The 14,317-nt window shown below is 37.3% G+C and carries 19 protein-coding genes; 9 read left to right on the top strand and 10 right to left on the bottom strand.

Annotated features, from left to right (window positions below):
• Positions 1-50: 50 nt before the first annotated feature.
• The 3 genes from NYG85_RS01450 to NYG85_RS01440 are packed head-to-tail and all read left to right on the top strand — an operon-like array spanning position 51 to position 2,921.
• Positions 51-1,358, top strand: coding sequence for a sodium-dependent transporter (locus NYG85_RS01450; RefSeq protein WP_284936568.1), 1,308 nt, complete (start codon positions 51-53; stop codon positions 1,356-1,358).
• A 55-nt stretch (positions 1,359-1,413) separates the two neighbouring features.
• Positions 1,414-2,106, top strand: coding sequence for a hypothetical protein (locus tag NYG85_RS01445; protein ID WP_284936567.1), 693 nt, complete (start codon positions 1,414-1,416; stop codon positions 2,104-2,106).
• Entirely contained in the window at positions 2,100-2,921 is an 822-nt protein-coding gene (locus NYG85_RS01440; protein WP_284936566.1) for a DNA-methyltransferase, read from the top strand. The genes NYG85_RS01445 and NYG85_RS01440 overlap by 7 nt, the downstream gene beginning before the upstream one ends.
• A 22-nt stretch (positions 2,922-2,943) precedes the next feature.
• On the opposite strand, the gene metK is transcribed toward NYG85_RS01440, so the two are convergent.
• The 4 genes from metK to dut form a co-directional block, all read right to left on the bottom strand.
• The gene (gene metK, locus NYG85_RS01435) at positions 2,944-4,146 is read right to left on the bottom strand and encodes a methionine adenosyltransferase (protein ID WP_284936564.1); all 1,203 of its coding nucleotides are present in this window, start codon (positions 4,144-4,146) and stop codon (positions 2,944-2,946) included.
• A 95-nt stretch (positions 4,147-4,241) separates the two neighbouring features.
• Positions 4,242-5,168 carry a ribose-phosphate pyrophosphokinase gene (locus NYG85_RS01430; RefSeq protein ID WP_284936563.1) on the bottom strand — a complete coding sequence of 309 codons (927 nt, stop codon included), beginning with the start codon at positions 5,166-5,168 and terminating at the stop codon, positions 4,242-4,244.
• Between the two features lie 47 nt (positions 5,169-5,215).
• A complete protein-coding gene (locus tag NYG85_RS01425; RefSeq protein ID WP_284936562.1) occupies positions 5,216-5,926 on the bottom strand; it encodes an EI24 domain-containing protein in 711 nt (236 codons plus the stop codon).
• The gene (gene dut, locus NYG85_RS01420; protein WP_284936560.1) at positions 5,923-6,615 is read right to left on the bottom strand and encodes a dUTPase; all 693 of its coding nucleotides are present in this window, start codon (positions 6,613-6,615) and stop codon (positions 5,923-5,925) included. Before dut ends, NYG85_RS01425 begins: the two co-directional genes overlap by 4 nt.
• 116 nt (positions 6,616-6,731) lie before the next feature.
• On the opposite strand from dut, the gene NYG85_RS01415 reads away from it, so the two are divergent.
• Positions 6,732-6,923, top strand: a complete 192-nt coding sequence (locus NYG85_RS01415; RefSeq protein ID WP_284936559.1) for a hypothetical protein — start codon at positions 6,732-6,734, stop codon at positions 6,921-6,923.
• Between the two features lie 12 nt (positions 6,924-6,935).
• Here NYG85_RS01415 and NYG85_RS01410 read toward each other — a convergent pair whose 3' ends face one another.
• On the bottom strand, positions 6,936-7,451 hold the full coding sequence (locus tag NYG85_RS01410) for an ATP/GTP-binding protein (RefSeq protein ID WP_284936558.1): 516 nt from the start codon (positions 7,449-7,451) through the stop codon (positions 6,936-6,938).
• An 81-nt stretch (positions 7,452-7,532) separates the two neighbouring features.
• Here NYG85_RS01410 and NYG85_RS01405 point away from each other — a divergent pair, with 81 nt between their 5' ends.
• The 3 genes from NYG85_RS01405 to NYG85_RS01395 are packed head-to-tail and all read left to right on the top strand — an operon-like array spanning position 7,533 to position 8,863.
• The gene (locus NYG85_RS01405) at positions 7,533-7,907 is read left to right on the top strand and encodes an L-arabinose ABC transporter (RefSeq protein WP_284936557.1); all 375 of its coding nucleotides are present in this window, start codon (positions 7,533-7,535) and stop codon (positions 7,905-7,907) included.
• Positions 7,900-8,307, top strand: a complete 408-nt coding sequence (locus NYG85_RS01400; protein WP_284936556.1) for a pyridoxamine 5'-phosphate oxidase family protein — start codon at positions 7,900-7,902, stop codon at positions 8,305-8,307. The genes NYG85_RS01405 and NYG85_RS01400 overlap by 8 nt, the downstream gene beginning before the upstream one ends.
• A 1-nt stretch (position 8,308) precedes the next feature.
• The gene (locus NYG85_RS01395; protein ID WP_284936555.1) at positions 8,309-8,863 is read left to right on the top strand and encodes a sugar O-acetyltransferase; all 555 of its coding nucleotides are present in this window, start codon (positions 8,309-8,311) and stop codon (positions 8,861-8,863) included.
• On the opposite strand, the gene NYG85_RS01390 is transcribed toward NYG85_RS01395, so the two are convergent.
• From NYG85_RS01390 to NYG85_RS01370, 5 genes are read right to left on the bottom strand one after another with little or no spacing between them, the layout of a single operon-like run.
• Positions 8,855-10,099 (bottom strand): DUF2920 family protein, encoded by a 1,245-nt coding sequence (locus NYG85_RS01390; protein ID WP_284936554.1) that lies wholly within the window; start codon positions 10,097-10,099, stop codon positions 8,855-8,857. The two genes, NYG85_RS01395 and NYG85_RS01390, sit on opposite strands and share 9 nt — an antisense overlap.
• Before the next feature lie 45 nt (positions 10,100-10,144).
• Positions 10,145-10,996, bottom strand: coding sequence for an ABC transporter ATP-binding protein (locus NYG85_RS01385; RefSeq protein ID WP_284936553.1), 852 nt, complete (start codon positions 10,994-10,996; stop codon positions 10,145-10,147).
• Positions 10,993-11,379: a TOBE domain-containing protein gene (locus NYG85_RS01380; RefSeq protein ID WP_284936552.1), complete on the bottom strand. Its 387-nt coding sequence runs from the start codon at positions 11,377-11,379 to the stop codon at positions 10,993-10,995. The genes NYG85_RS01385 and NYG85_RS01380 overlap by 4 nt, the downstream gene beginning before the upstream one ends.
• A complete protein-coding gene (gene modA, locus NYG85_RS01375) occupies positions 11,376-12,119 on the bottom strand; it encodes a molybdate ABC transporter substrate-binding protein (protein WP_284936551.1) in 744 nt (247 codons plus the stop codon). Before modA ends, NYG85_RS01380 begins: the two co-directional genes overlap by 4 nt.
• The gene (locus NYG85_RS01370) at positions 12,120-12,905 is read right to left on the bottom strand and encodes a TOBE domain-containing protein (protein ID WP_284936550.1); all 786 of its coding nucleotides are present in this window, start codon (positions 12,903-12,905) and stop codon (positions 12,120-12,122) included.
• 137 nt (positions 12,906-13,042) lie between these two features.
• On the opposite strand from NYG85_RS01370, the gene NYG85_RS01365 reads away from it, so the two are divergent.
• Both NYG85_RS01365 and NYG85_RS01360 read left to right on the top strand, forming a co-directional pair.
• Complete coding sequence (locus NYG85_RS01365) at positions 13,043-13,747, top strand: MlaA family lipoprotein (protein WP_284936548.1); 705 nt, start codon at positions 13,043-13,045, stop codon at positions 13,745-13,747.
• A 2-nt stretch (positions 13,748-13,749) separates the two neighbouring features.
• Positions 13,750-14,316 carry an MlaC/ttg2D family ABC transporter substrate-binding protein gene (locus tag NYG85_RS01360; protein WP_284936547.1) on the top strand — a complete coding sequence of 189 codons (567 nt, stop codon included), beginning with the start codon at positions 13,750-13,752 and terminating at the stop codon, positions 14,314-14,316.
• Position 14,317 lies beyond the last annotated feature (1 nt).

Below are 14,317 nucleotides of genomic sequence, written 5' to 3'. Positions count from 1 at the left end.
AAGTTTTATTAAGTATAATCTAACGAAAATTTTAATTAAATGGATTACAAATGGCAAAACACTCTTTCTCATCTGGCTGGGCTTTTATCATCGCTTCTGTCGGCTCAGCAGTCGGTATGGCAAACGTCTGGGGCTTCCCATACAAGCTAGGCACAAACGGCGGCGGCGCATTTTTGCTAATTTACGTTTTTTTCATCGCTCTTTTTGCCTACGTGGGTCTTTCGGCTGAATATGCTATTGGCAGAAGGGCAAAAACTGGCACACTCGGCTCTTACGAATACGCTTGGAGCTCACGTGGCTTTAATAAAATCGGCAAAATTATGGGCTACTTGCCACTGGCCGGGTCAATGTGTATAGCAATTGGCTACGCTGTCATCATCTCATACGTGCTAAAAGCCCTATTTTGGGCGATTGACGGCTCTTTAATGAGCGTAGATACTGCCACTTGGTTTGGCTCATTTGCCTTTAAGCCCTACTCTGTCGTGCCTTTTCACGCTATCATCATCGTAGGCACACTTTTAACGCTACTTTTTGGTGCAAAAAGCATTGAAAAAACGAATAAAATAATGATGCCACTATTTTTTATTTTATTTGCGATTTTAGCCATTAGAGTTGCCTTTTTTGATGGCACACAAAAGGGTTATGAATTTTTATTTATCCCTGATTTTAGCAAGTTAGCCGAACCTATGGTTTGGGTTAGCGCTATGGGTCAGGCGTTTTTCTCGCTCTCAATTACCGGCTCTGGTATGATTGTTTATGGGGCGTATCTTTCAAAAAAAGAAGATATCGTTGATAGTGCTAAAAAAACGGCATTTTTTGACACGCTAGCGGCACTTATTGCAGCACTTGTGATTATCCCAGCCGTTTTTGCCTTTGGCATTAGCCCAAATGCTGGCCCCGGACTGCTTTTTGAGACGCTACCAAAGGTGCTTCAACAAATGCCCGGCGGACAAATTTTTGCCATTGTTTTATTTACCGCTGTCGTTTTTGGCGGTATCACTTCGCTTCAAAATATGCTTGAAGTGGTCGCTGAGTCAATGATACATAAATTCCCAAATTTCAAACGCAAAAACGTGCTAATTTTGCTCTGTATCATCTGTTTTGGGGTTGGCATCACAATGGAGAATATCCAAAAATGGGGGCCGTGGATGGATTTTGTGGCAAACTACATAATCCCAGTCGGTGCGGTTTTAGGTGCGATTTCGTGGTTTTGGGTAATGCGTAAAGATGAAATTTTAGACGAGATAAACACCGGTGCAAAGAGCAAAATGGGCGATACTTGGTATCAAATCGGTCGCTTCATCTACGTGCCTATCTCACTTGCTGTTTGCATTTTGGCATTTGTGTTTGGGTTTTAGAAAAAATTTTAAGCTCTTTTGGCTAAAATTGTATCTTTAATTTTGTAGGATAACAATGAATAAGAATTTACAAGAAATCATTAAAATTTACTCAACAAAAACGCATATAGACTTCTCATCAGCTTTATTAGGGCTATCAAAAGACAGCCTGATTGCACTTTTTAGTGACCTTTTAACAATATATATAAACGATAAAAACAGCTCAACTATACGTGAATTTCTAACAGTTAGCTTAGCCGGATACACGCACAATACTAAAAAAATAGACTTTAATGGCTTTAAACAAATCACAGCAGATAAAGCTATAAACTGCGAAGCAAAGCCAAAAAATTTACAAACTTCTGATTTTTTAGAATACAAAAATGGTTTAAGAAAAAATGCACCTTCAAAGCTTAATGGTGGCGGAAATTTTACAGATTACACTTGGGCTAGATTTTTAAAAGATAAAAACTCAAATTTAAATATGCTCACTAGTGGTTTTATAGATGGTCAGTTAATTTATCTGCTGGAATTTAGCTTTAACGACCAAAACTTTACCAATAATCTAGAAAAACAACTAAATAAAAAATTCCCGAATGGAGATGTTAGCGGATATTATCTTAGAAGTGCCAGTTTTTCATTTAAAAACTATCAAAACGCAGATATAAAAATTATTTTTAACCAAAGCAAAGAAGTTTTAAATGCAAATAAAGAGTATATTGATAAAATTTTATTTGATTTCTTATATCAAAAGGCTGATTTATGCTAATTTTGGGAAACACATTAGATGAGCTTAAAAAATTAGCCGATGATAGCGTAGATATGGGTGTTACCTCGCCACCATACAACAAACAAGAAAATAAAAAAGGTTGGCTTGTTAGTAACATAAAATATGCAAACGTAACAGATAAAAAACCAGAAAATATCTACCAAGAAGAACAAATCTTAGTCTTAAATGAGCTTTATAGAATTATAAAACCGGGTGGAAGCTTTTTTTATAACCATAAAGTTCGCTGGGAAAAAGGCATTATGCTACATCCTTACGCTTGGATATCAAAAAGTAAATGGAACATAAGACAAGAGATAATTTGGGATAGAGCAATTGCTGCAAACATAAGAGGTTGGCGTTTTTGGCAAATTGAAGAGCGTATTTTTTGGCTACATAAACCAAAAGATAAAAAAGATTTAATCGGCAAAGAATTACTTTCAAAACACGCACTGATGACCTCTATTTGGCGCATTAGACCAGAAGGCAAAAATCCACACCCAGCACCATTTCCACTAACACTCCCTACAAGGTGCATTTATAGTATTTTAGAAAATAATGGTGTTGTTATAGACCCATATTGCGGTAGCGGAACAACATTAGTTGCAGCCAAACTTTTAGGACATAAATTTATAGGCATAGATATTTCAGAGACATATCTACAGCAAGCAAAAACTAGGCTAGAAAATTCTCAAAATGAACTAAAAATCATAGACGATGAAAAAAAATTACACTTTGTAGCGGAAACCTTTTCAGAAAAAAAGGCACGCGGAATGCACAAGAAATTCACACAAAAACAAAAGCTATTATTTGAATAATCCCTAAAAATAGGGATTATATTTATTTTAAAAGCGATTTGAAAATTTCAACGCTATCAAGCTTCTCCCACGGATATTTTGCATTGCCAACTTGTCCAAGAGCTGCTACTTTTGCGTATAAAAATGTATCTTTGCTCGGCTTGTCAAGTCCGAATTTTTGCGTTATCCACTTTGGCGTGAGCGGGAATTTATCCATTACAAATTTTGAGAGCATATCATCATCAATCCCGCTAACTTGCGTCCCCATCGTATCAACGCTAACTGATGTCGGTCTAGCCACGCCGATTGCGTAGCTTAGCTGGACTATGCACTTTTTAGCAAGTCCGGCTGCTACGATATTTTTAGCGATATACCTTGCAGCATAAAGTCCGCTTCTATCTACCTTTGTGTAGTCCTTTGAGCTTTGAGCGCCACCGCCGATTGGAGCGTATCCGCCAAAGCTATCTACGATTAATTTTCTGCCAGTTAGCCCACTATCGTGAAGTGAGCTGTGATTTACATATCTACCAGTTGGGTTTATGTAGATTATGGTTTTATCTTTGTTGTATAAATTTTTAGGCAGTCCGGCATCGTCAATTAGATCCTGAATGAGTGCTCTAAGCGTCGCAATATCCATACTCTGCACGCTTGGGGCTGAAACGACTATGGTGTGAATGCTCTGCGGATGGCAGTTTTCAAAATTCTCTTTTGTGCCATAATCAATCGTAACTTGCGTTTTAATATCCACGCCAAGCTTATCTGGATTTGCTTTTGCAAATTTATAAACCTTATCGCAAAGCATTCTAGCATAAGTAATGGCAGCTGGCATAAATTCCTTCGCCTCAGAACTAGCAAAACCAAACATAATGCCCTGATCGCCAGCACCTATCTCGCCATCTTTTTGATCTACGCCCTGATTTATATCTGGACTTTGCTGATTTATACAGACCTTAACCTCAATGTCCTCAGGGTGCAAGCACTGCTCTTTTGTAAAATATGGCAAACCTTTATAGCCAATGTGAAATAAAGCACTCTCAACAATCTTAGCGTAATCGCCAAAAGATAGCTTGACCTTTGAGTTTATCTCGCCACCGATGATTATATTTTTACCGGCTAAAAAGACCTCACTTGCTATCCTTGCGTTTGAATCTTGCATTAAAATCGTATCAACAATGCTATCAGCAATAATATCAGCACACTTATCAGGGTGACCCGGGCTTACGACCTCAGAAGTAAATAAATACATAAAATTCCTTATTTTTTAAATTGTAGGCGTTATTATAGTTTTTTTAGTTAAAATTTAGGTAAAAATGTAGTTTGCAAGGTGCAAACTACTCGGATTTAAAATAGTGAATTTACACTCTCATTGTGATAAACTCGCCTAATAACCTCGCCAAAAAGCGAAGCCACGCTTAAAACCTTAATGCAACCTAGCTCCTGTTTTAGCGGTATCGTATCGGTTACGATAAGCTCATCAAGATAGCCTTTTGCTAAATTTTCATAAGCAGCACCGCTTAAAACTGGGTGCGTACAAAATGCAATCACGCTTGTTGCGCCCTTTTCTTTGAAAATTTTAGCCGCTTTTACAATCGTCCCAGCCGTGTCAATCATATCATCAACCAAAATCACGTCCTTGCCATTTACGTCGCCAATAACATTCATCACTTCACTCTCGTTTGCCTTTTCACGGCGTTTATCAACAATAACCATATCAAGCCCTAAATTCTTAGCCAAAGCCCTAGCCCTAGCCACTCCGCCTACATCCGGACTTGCCACTATCGGATTTGCAAGGTGCTTTGACCTAACATAATCTGTAAAAACGATACTGCCATAAAGGTTATCTACTGGGATATCAAAAAAACCCTGAATTTGCCCAGCGTGTAAATCCATAGTAATAACCCTATCAATCCCAGCCGTTTGCATCATATTTGCGACTAATTTTGCCGTTATTGGCACTCTTGGGGCTGCCTTTCTATCCTGCCTAGCGTAACCAAAATACGGCACCACAGCTGTGATAGAACTAGCACTGCTTCGCTTTAAGGCGTCTGTTAAAATCAAAAGCTCCATTAAATTTACATTCGCTGGCGCACAGGTCGGCTGAACGACAAAAACGTCCTTGCCACGCACACTCTCGCCTACTTGCACGCTTATCTCGCCATCACTAAAACTCTTAATAATCGCCTCGCTAAGCGGGAGCGAAAGATACTGAGCCACACGCCTTGCAAACTCAACATTTGCATTGCCAGAAAAAATCTTATAACCTCTCATAAAACCGACCTTAGTTTAAAATTTTTGCGATTTTAGCCAAATTTGGCTTAAAATTTTAAATACCGCCTAAACACCAAATGCGTCAAAAATATGACAAAAAAGAGCTGAAAAAACAGCCCAACAATCGGCAAAAGCGATACCAAATAAAAAGCAAACGAAGATAAAACAAACCCGACTCCGCCACCTTCAATCAAGCAAAGTTCAAATTTAGTTTTACCCAAAATATTTGACGCAACATCAACTAATAAAAATTTATAATAGATATAAAAAAACGGGATAATGCCAACAAAAAAGTGCAAAACTGGCACAAATAAAAGTGGCAGACAAACTAATAAAATGCCAAGAAATTTTAAAATCTCAACAACCATTATTTTTGTGATAAAAACAAGCGAAACGTCGTTTTTTAGGATGATTTTGTAGTGGCGTTTATTTATCTCATTTACCACAATCGGCGTTAAAAACCCAGCCACAAAGAGTGCAAAAAAGACGCTTAAAATCACGACCAAATACGCCCCAAAGGCATAAACAAAGGCGTTTATTAGCCAGTTAAAAAGCTCATTTTGCATTAAAAATTTAACTATCTCATACTCGCCAAAATAGCCATTTATGGCATCAAAAATGGCTAAAACGGCTGGTTTTGCACCCAAAAAAAGAGCAAGGCTAAGCATAAAAATGCTAAAAAATAGTGGCAAAATCGCTAAATATATAAATTTTTTGCTCCAAAAATCAGCAATACTTAGCCTAAAAATCTCTATCACGCCCTTTCATACTCCGCTTCTAGGGCAGCATAAATCTCATCAACGCCCCTAATGCCCCTGCTTAAAATCTCGCTCATCACGGCGTTATCTTCACGTCCAGCCCAGATTTTTTTATACTCGCCCTCTTTATAGCCATTATCTTGGCGAAAGCGATTTAGGACGTTTTTAGCGATATAGCACTCATAAAGCGAGTGTAAATTCACGCCACATTTTAGGGCTAAGGTGAAGTAAATTTTTAAAATATCAAAAATTTCATACTCAAAGCCACTGCAACGATTTATCATCATCTCAATATCATTCATAATCTCATAAATGCTCTCGTTTGCCACATCAAACGGCTCTTTGCAAAACTCGGCAAATCCACTTGCTACGCTTATATCATCGGCTAGTTTTTCAAGTCCGCCAAGCCCATTTACGTGGTATTTTTCAAGCATTAAGCTCATCACAAAGTGCCAAATATCAACGACCTCAATGCGTAAATTTTGCTCATCAGTCGGTGCTGTGATATTTTTCCAATGCTTCCAAGCAAAGCTATCAATAAGCTCGGCACACTCCATATAAATGCACCTTCGCCAGCTAATTAGCTTATTTTTATTTGTATATCCATTCTCCCAGCCAGCTCCGTTTGTCTCATCGTTTAGGCTTTGTTGCATTTTTAGCATATCAAAAATCAAATCCCTATCTCTCATCATTACTCCCTTAAATTTTTGAGTGATTTTATCAAAATTTTCTTATTTATTGATATAAATCATCGCAAATTTTAAAGCTTTTTGTATAATTGCCGAAATTTTTTAAGGAGATAGTTATGAGAGATCAAAATTTAGTAGTTTGTAATGTCTGCGGGCTAAAAAGTAGCGAAGATAGCAACGCCGTTTTTATCCGCGCTCACAAAAATGGCGAAGAGGTTGATATTTGCACGAGCTGTGTGCCTAGCGTGATTCACGGCTCTGGTATGGTCGTAAAATCAAACGAGCAGATCAAAGCAGAAGTAGAGTAAGCCATTTTTGGCTTACACATAAAGTGAAAATTTGTTTGTCTGATTTAAGAAATTTTCAAACAATTTATTTGTCTTTAAAAGTAGCTCCCGACCAGCTTTGTTTTGTTCTAAAAGCTTGTCAAACATCTTTAAAACTCCGTCGTTTATAGCGTTTGCGTGATTTAGGTCTTTTGGCTCTGGCAGTGCCGATTTTAGGCTGTTTGCTAGGTTTGAAATTTCTGGATTTGTGTAGTTTTTACCCTCGTTTATATTTTTCATAAAATCATCAATTTTTGGCTGTATCTCTTTTAAGGCTTTGTTAATCTCGTCAATATCATTTTTATCAAGTCCGTTGCCCTCGTATAAGAAGTTATAGCCGTATTCTTGGGTTAGAGTTAGCGTTTGAATGCTTGAATTTTGCGTTTTGGCACTTGCATATTCAATGCTTGTGTTGTTATACATTGAAAGATTTATCTTATCGCCGCTGCTTGTTTTAAATGAAAAGTCAAGGTTGCTAAAATTCTGATTTGAGTAAAGATTTGTTTGCATTTTTTCTCCTTTGATTTTTGCCAAATCGGCAAATTTTTAAGAGTTTTTAGGCTAAAATCGCAAAAATTTTAAAGGTTAGCTATGTGTTGCTTTGGCATTCGGGTCTTTTTGCTATTTTTTATCACGATTTTAAGCTTTATTTTAAATAGATTTTACACACAAATTCCAGTCGTTTTTTTCTATTTTTGCCTAGCAAATTTGCTTAGTTTTATTATGCTTTCGCTCTATTTTAAGGCGTTATTGCCAAATTTTGTAAAAGAAAACTCAATCCATTACTTTTCGCTAATTGGTGGAATTTTTGGCTCACTTTTTGCGATGATGATTTTTAGAAATTTTAGCTCTAAATTTTTACTAATCCAAATTTTTTTAAGTGCTTTTTGGCTGATTTTAACGGCGATTTTATGGCTAAATTTCGCTGAAATTTCAAGCTTTTTAAAAGAGTTTTTAAATGCTTGATGAGAGAATTTTAAAATTTATAAAAAAAGAGCATTTAGCCTCAATTTGCGTCATCAAAGATGATGGCACACCGCACGCATTTAGTGCATTTTACGCATTTAATAGCGATGAAATTTCACTTTTTATCGCAAGCGATGAGAGCACAGAGCATATTAAAGCGATAAAAAATCGCCCTGAAATTTCAGGCACGATCGCCTTAAATACGCTAATTGTTGGTAAAATTAGAGGCGTTCAGTTTAACGGCACAATAAGCGTGGCAGAAGATGTAGAAAATTATTTTAAACGCTTTGTTTTTGCCAAATCAATGAATGCTAAAATTTATAAAATTTTATTAAAAAGTATAAAATTTACAGACAACACACTTGGTTTTGGCACAAAAATTTTATGGCAAAGGAGTTAAGATGACAGAGGTTGATAAGCTAGAAAATGGCTTGGAATTTTGCTTTTACGATTGTGGCGTGGCAGCTAGAAAAGCACGTGCCGTTGGGCTTTGTGCGAAGTTTAACAAAACCGACGCGAGCGATAAAAAGGCTTATAAAAAGGCGTTAAAAAAGCTTTTTGGCAAGGTCGGTAAAAATCCGAGCGTAGCCCAGCCATTTTACTGCGATTATGGCTTAAATATCAGCGTTGGCGATAATTTTTTATCAAATTATAATGTTACGATCCTAGACGTCGCAAGTGTTACGATTGGTAACGATTGTATGATAGCACCAAATGTGATAATCACAAGCGTAACCCACCCAACTTCGCCAAATTCACGACTAAAACACACCGCAATCGCAAAGCCTGTTACAATTGGTAACAACGTTTGGATTGGTGCAAATGCGACAATTTTACCCGGCGTAACAATCGGCGATAACGCCATAATCGCAGCCGGAGCGGTCGTAAATAGCGACGTAGCACCAAACGTAATCGTTGGTGGCGTCCCAGCAAAAGTGATAAAAAAGCTAGATTAAATCTAGTAAAATTTTATCATTTTGTTCATAAAATTTATAAATTTTACCTGCACTTTTATAGCTAATTTGCCTTTTATTTTGGGTATTTTGGCTGATTTTATCAAGCATTTTGTTTAATTCACGTTTAATTAATGTTTTTAAAGACATATCCATCCCGTGTTCTAGCTTTTTTATGAATTTACCATCAACTTGATTTTCATCGGTAATTGCGTAAAGCGTGGCGTCATAGCCAAGATTTTTAAGCTCATTAAAAAGTGCCACCTTATGCTCAAAAGGTGCGATAAAATCGTTATTGCAGTGATAGCTGACAAAAATTGGTTTATTATATTTTGCCATCTCTTTTAGGTGTTCTGGCTCGTAAATATCCCTGATTTTCTCAGCCGATTCGCTAAAATAATGGGGCGATTTTGGATTTAGCGTCCAGTGGGTTTTATCAAAAAAATAGCCCATAATGTGATTAAAATTCCCCTTTAACGCCGCACACGGATACTTAATGTAATCAATCTCCTTGCCAAAACCAATGCTCTGCCACGGCAAAACCGCATAAGCACTATTATCAATCACACCACTAACTAGCCACGGAGCCATTTTAGCAGCCATATACGAAACATAAGCGCCGTGAGAGCTACCTAAAAGCACGGCTGGAATTTCGCCGCACCCCCCCCCATTTTGGCTAAAATTGACATTTTTTCTGATAAAAAGCAGGGCGTTTAAAAGGTCAAGTCCTTGCATTACGCCAAAATTTTGATACTCGCCGTTTGTTGGATAAACCGACATTGAAATTCTTAACAAAAAGTCGTCATTTAGGGCATTTTGACGCTTTTTAATGCTAAGCTCCTCATCAAGATAAAAGAGCAGATTTTTTGCATTTACTGGGTCGTTTAACGCACTAAAAATTCGCTCATCAAGCCAAATGCCAACCTCATCGCACCTTTGTTTTAAAATTTTACAATCAAACTCATCAAAAGCGATACCAGCGCCAACTTGCGGGCGATTGCCAATGCAGTGATAATTAACGCTAACAACGCCCACATCGTAGTTTGAAGCGACAAAACCGGCTAGATTATCTTTGTAGTTACTATCAGCGTCCCCGCCAAGCCCCGGCGTGATAAATAAAAGTGCCTTAATCTGCCTAGTATCATCGTGAGTTATGCGAAATTTCAAAAGCGAATCTCGCCTGATTTTTAACTCGTAATCATCGCACGATGAAATCTCAAAATCTCTATTAATTAACATTCTTGCCCCTTTGTTTGCTAATTATATAAAAATTTTAATTATTTTTTAACTAATACTAACCCCAAACGCCTTAGTGCTTAAAATGACCTCGTCGCCGACCTTGAAATTTCTAGCTTCAATGCTACTTAAAACGACCTTGCAAAGCTGATTTGATACCAAAACAAGAGCGATAAAAACGCCATCATCTTGCGTTAATTCTAAAATTTTGGCGTTAAATGCCAGTTTTTGCGAGCCACGCTGTTTTAAAAACAGCTCCTTTGGCGTGGCAATATCAGAAATTTTGCCCTCATTTAGCACAAAAACAAGCGAAGCTAACTTATAAATCTCGCTAATATCGTGGCTTACGATGATTGTCGTGATTTTTAGCTCGGTGTGAATTTTAAGTAAATAATCTTGCAAACGCTCTCTCATACTAAGATCAACCGCACTTAACGGCTCATCAAGAAGCAGAATTTCAGGGCTTCTCATCAAAGCCCTAGCTAGTGCCACACGCTGTTTTTGACCGCCTGAAAGCTCAGAAATTTTGGCATTTTTAAGTGCATTTAAATCCATAATGTCAAGAAATTTATCTGCCAAACGGCTATCATTTTTGGCAAAAAGCAGGTTTTTTAACACGTTCATATTATCAAAAAGGGCATAATCTTGAAACAAAAATCCAATATTTCGCCTTTGTGGGGCAAGTGAAAATTTCTCGTTACAAAAAAATTTATCGCCGACTTTTATAAATCCGCTACTAGCCCTTTCAAACCCAGCAAGTAGCCGTAAAATCGTGGTTTTACCGCTGCCACTTTTGCCGTAAATACAGACAAAATCGCCACGATTTATCCTAAAATCAACGTCAAGCAAAAACCTACCAGCCGAGCCATTTAGCTCTTTTTTCACGCAAACCTCAATCATAAAATTTCACTTATAAAAATTGAAGTGGATTTAATGTAGGCAAAAACCTGCTGGTTTGGTGCTAAATTTAGAGCTTTTGCCGAGCTTGTTGAGATTAAACTCTCAAACTCAAAACCCCTAAAATCTAGCAAAATCGTCGTTAAAATTTTACCCATTTTTAGGGCTTTTATCTTGCACTCTAATGCGTTTTGCACCGAAAAATCGGCTAGTTTAGAAGTAGCGATGCTAACATCTGAGCTTTTAAAGCCTAAAATCACCTCATCGCCGACATTTAGGCTTAAATTTTCAAGACTAAGCATTGAAAAACTAATCTCGTCAAGCCTAAAACGCACGTGGCTTACGTAGTTTGAGCTTGAAATTTCGCTGACTTTTGCCCTTATCATTTTGGTGTGTTGTATCCAAATTCTCTAAAAATCGCCTTTGCGTTATCGCTTAAAATAAAATCGTAAAACGCCCTTGCCTCAGCGTTATTTTCTGCTCTTTTTAAAAGCACGATACCTTGGTCAATTGGCGTGTAAAGCGCTGGATTTACAAAAACGTAATTTTTGCCCAATTTATACTTTGCCATTTTCTCATCAAACAACGCACTACCAGCGATAAAACCGACATCAGCAGCACTTAGAGCTTGTGAGAGTGTCTCTGAAATTTTTTGTGTATAGACTATGTTTTTTTCTACTTTTTCAAATAAATTTGCATTTTTTAACGCCTCAATGCTTGCCTTGCCATAAGGTGCTGTTGTTGGATTTGCAATTGAGATTGACTTTAAGCCCACAAGTTCGCTTAAATTCTCATCAAGCCTAACGTCCCTAATGCTAAAAATCGCAAGTGCGCCCTGTGCGTAAATAACTGGGCTAGTCACTGCAAATCCAGCATCATAGACCTTTTGTGTAAAACCCATATCAGCTGCCATAAAAATATCTGCTGGTGCGCCGTTTTGAATTTGCGTGGTAAGCCCACCGCTAGCACCAAGACTTAGGCTGATTTTTGTATCCGGATTTGTTTGATTAAATTTTTTAATCAATTTAGAAAATGCATAAGTCGTGTTTGCCGCTGCAAATACGACAACATCGCCACCAAAAGCCAAAACCGCACTAACTGCTAGTGCAAAAAACGCCTTTTTCATTTAAACTCCTATAATGATATCAGATGATTTTACTATCGCTTTTAATCTATCACCAACACCGATTTTTAGGCTCATCACGCTCTCTTTTGTGATGATTGAACTTATCGTTTGATTTTCGTTTAAAGATAGCACGACCTCGGCATTTACAGCACCTACTTTTACCGAGATGACCTCGCAAGAAAGCTCGTTTTCTTCGCTGATTTTTAGCTCATCGCTAAAATTTGAGAGCATTACAGCAGGGGCTTTAAAGATAAAAACAACCCTTTTGCCAACGGCTAAATTTAGCGATTTTTCGCTTTCAAGTGTGATTGTTGCGTTTAAAATTTTGCCGTTGTTTAATTTTGCACTAATTGTTGAGCTAACAGCACCCGATTTAATGGCTACAATCTCGCAGTTTAGCTGGTTTCTAGCACTTAAATTAAGTCCGAGTCGTGAAAAATTTACAATTTGATCTGTTGAAATTTCTAAATCCACGCACATTTTGTTTAAAAATTCACGCTGATTTTGCAGTAAATTCTCATAAATTTCTATCATTTTTTTGCCGTATTGAGTTAGTTCTGAGCCACTATTTTTTTTATTGCCACTAGCCCTTGAAATGAGTGGTAGGTCGCTCTTGTTGTTTAAAATATCAAGGCTATCCCACGCATTTTTATACGAAATCCCAACAGCCTGTGCCGCTTTTGTAATGCTTTTTGTCTCATCAACCGCCTTTAAAAGCTCAATGTGCTTTTTTAGCACCATTACGCCACTCCCTAAAAATAGCTCTAAATTTACATCAGCCTTCATTTTCTCCCCTTAAAATCGCATCGTGTTTAAAAATAATTTTGTAAAGTATAATAAATTATATATATAAAAATCCTTAAAATTTTAAATTTTTTAAGTTTAAAAAAGATAAAATCAGGCTTTTATTTTATGAGGACTAGATGAAATTTTTATCCGTTTTACTGCTTGCATTTTCACTCACTTTTGCCACGCAAACAGCCGATGAGAGTGATGAATTTGAGAGCGAGTTTAAAAGCACGAGCGAGGTTTTTGACCCACTTAGTGGCTACAATAGAGCGATGACAAGTTTTAACGATTTTATGTTTAAAAATGTCCTAGACCCCGTTGTGAGTGGTTATAGATACGTTATGCCAGAAGAGGGCAGAAGTGCCGTTGGCAATTTTTTTGATAATCTTTTATACCCAGTTAGGCTAATTAACAACCTTTTACAGCTAAAATTTAGAGCCGCTGGCGATGAGACGCTTCGTTTTATTGCAAATACAATTGTCGGATTTGCAGGCATTAGCGACGTTGCAACAAAATATTACAACATACCACGCCACGATGAAGATTTGGGGCAGACGCTTGGATATTGGGGCGTTGGGAGCGGATTTCACATAGTTTTACCATTTTTTGGACCTTCAAATTTAAGGGATCTTGTCGGTATGAGCGGAGATTACTTTGCAAAACCGCTAAGTTACGTTGATCCAACATCAGCCGAACTAGCCCTAAAAAGCTACGAAGAGGGCAATAAACTCTCGCTTAATCCAGATATGTATAAAAATTTAAAAAAAGACGCTGTTGATTTGTATCCATTTTTACGTGACGCCTACGAACAAAGGCGTGAGCGACTTATTAAGGAGTAGTAATGAGAATTTTTTTAGCGATTTTAATGCTATTTTCGTTTGCTTTTGGCATTAACAAAGACGAAATAAAGGGCGTTGTAGAGAGCAAGACAAACGAGGCCTTAACGCTTTTAGATGACAAAAATTTAGATGAAAATGCAAAATTAAACCGCCTTTTTGCGATTTTTGACCCACTTTTTGACTACAAACAAATGGCAAAAATCAGCCTAGCAAAACGCTTTAACAACCTAAGCCAAAGCGAGCAAGAGCAGTTTAGCAAGGCGTTTGAGATAAGACTTAAAAATTCTTACATTGATAAAATCAAAAGCTACTCTGGCGAAAAAATCATCATCAAAAACGCCACCGAGCCACAAAAAAATCGCTATTTTTTAAGCGGAGAGCTAGTTAGTGGCGATAAAACCTACGATTTTGTCTATAAATTTTATGATGCAAAAGAGCGTGGTTGGCTAATTTATGATATTGATATCATCGGCGTTAGCATTATTCAAACGTATAGAAGTCAGTTTGCTGATATGCTTGAAAATGCGGACTTTGCAACACTTATGGCAAAACTAAACGAGAAAAATTAAC

This window comes from Campylobacter gastrosuis (genome assembly GCF_030249845.1).
GTDB classification, from domain to species: Bacteria; Campylobacterota; Campylobacteria; order Campylobacterales; family Campylobacteraceae; genus Campylobacter_A; species Campylobacter_A gastrosuis.
The sequence above is the reverse complement of the archived record's forward strand: the minus strand, read 5'-3'. Positions and strand labels throughout refer to the sequence as shown.

Bases quoted from the DNA above. Each gene is read 5' to 3' on its own strand.
- NYG85_RS01385 (WP_284936553.1), bottom strand. From the start codon at position 10,996: ATGATTGAGGTTTGCGTGAAAAAAGAGCTAAATGGCTCGGCTGGTAGG.
- NYG85_RS01400 (WP_284936556.1), top strand. From the start codon at position 7,900: ATGCTTGATGAGAGAATTTTAAAATTTATAAAAAAAGAGCATTTAGCC.
- NYG85_RS01390 (WP_284936554.1), bottom strand. From the start codon at position 10,099: ATGTTAATTAATAGAGATTTTGAGATTTCATCGTGCGATGATTACGAG.
- NYG85_RS01440 (WP_284936566.1), top strand. From the start codon at position 2,100: ATGCTAATTTTGGGAAACACATTAGATGAGCTTAAAAAATTAGCCGAT.
- NYG85_RS01365 (WP_284936548.1), top strand. From the start codon at position 13,043: ATGAAATTTTTATCCGTTTTACTGCTTGCATTTTCACTCACTTTTGCC.
- NYG85_RS01395 (WP_284936555.1), top strand. From the start codon at position 8,309: ATGACAGAGGTTGATAAGCTAGAAAATGGCTTGGAATTTTGCTTTTAC.
- NYG85_RS01415 (WP_284936559.1), top strand. From the start codon at position 6,732: ATGAGAGATCAAAATTTAGTAGTTTGTAATGTCTGCGGGCTAAAAAGT.
- dut (WP_284936560.1), bottom strand. From the start codon at position 6,615: ATGAGAGATAGGGATTTGATTTTTGATATGCTAAAAATGCAACAAAGC.
- NYG85_RS01430 (WP_284936563.1), bottom strand. From the start codon at position 5,168: ATGAGAGGTTATAAGATTTTTTCTGGCAATGCAAATGTTGAGTTTGCA.
- NYG85_RS01450 (WP_284936568.1), top strand. From the start codon at position 51: ATGGCAAAACACTCTTTCTCATCTGGCTGGGCTTTTATCATCGCTTCT.
- NYG85_RS01445 (WP_284936567.1), top strand. From the start codon at position 1,414: ATGAATAAGAATTTACAAGAAATCATTAAAATTTACTCAACAAAAACG.
- NYG85_RS01410 (WP_284936558.1), bottom strand. From the start codon at position 7,451: ATGCAAACAAATCTTTACTCAAATCAGAATTTTAGCAACCTTGACTTT.
- NYG85_RS01380 (WP_284936552.1), bottom strand. From the start codon at position 11,379: ATGATAAGGGCAAAAGTCAGCGAAATTTCAAGCTCAAACTACGTAAGC.
- NYG85_RS01370 (WP_284936550.1), bottom strand. From the start codon at position 12,905: ATGAAGGCTGATGTAAATTTAGAGCTATTTTTAGGGAGTGGCGTAATG.
- modA (WP_284936551.1), bottom strand. From the start codon at position 12,119: ATGAAAAAGGCGTTTTTTGCACTAGCAGTTAGTGCGGTTTTGGCTTTT.
- metK (WP_284936564.1), bottom strand. From the start codon at position 4,146: ATGTATTTATTTACTTCTGAGGTCGTAAGCCCGGGTCACCCTGATAAG.
- NYG85_RS01405 (WP_284936557.1), top strand. From the start codon at position 7,533: ATGTGTTGCTTTGGCATTCGGGTCTTTTTGCTATTTTTTATCACGATT.
- NYG85_RS01360 (WP_284936547.1), top strand. From the start codon at position 13,750: ATGAGAATTTTTTTAGCGATTTTAATGCTATTTTCGTTTGCTTTTGGC.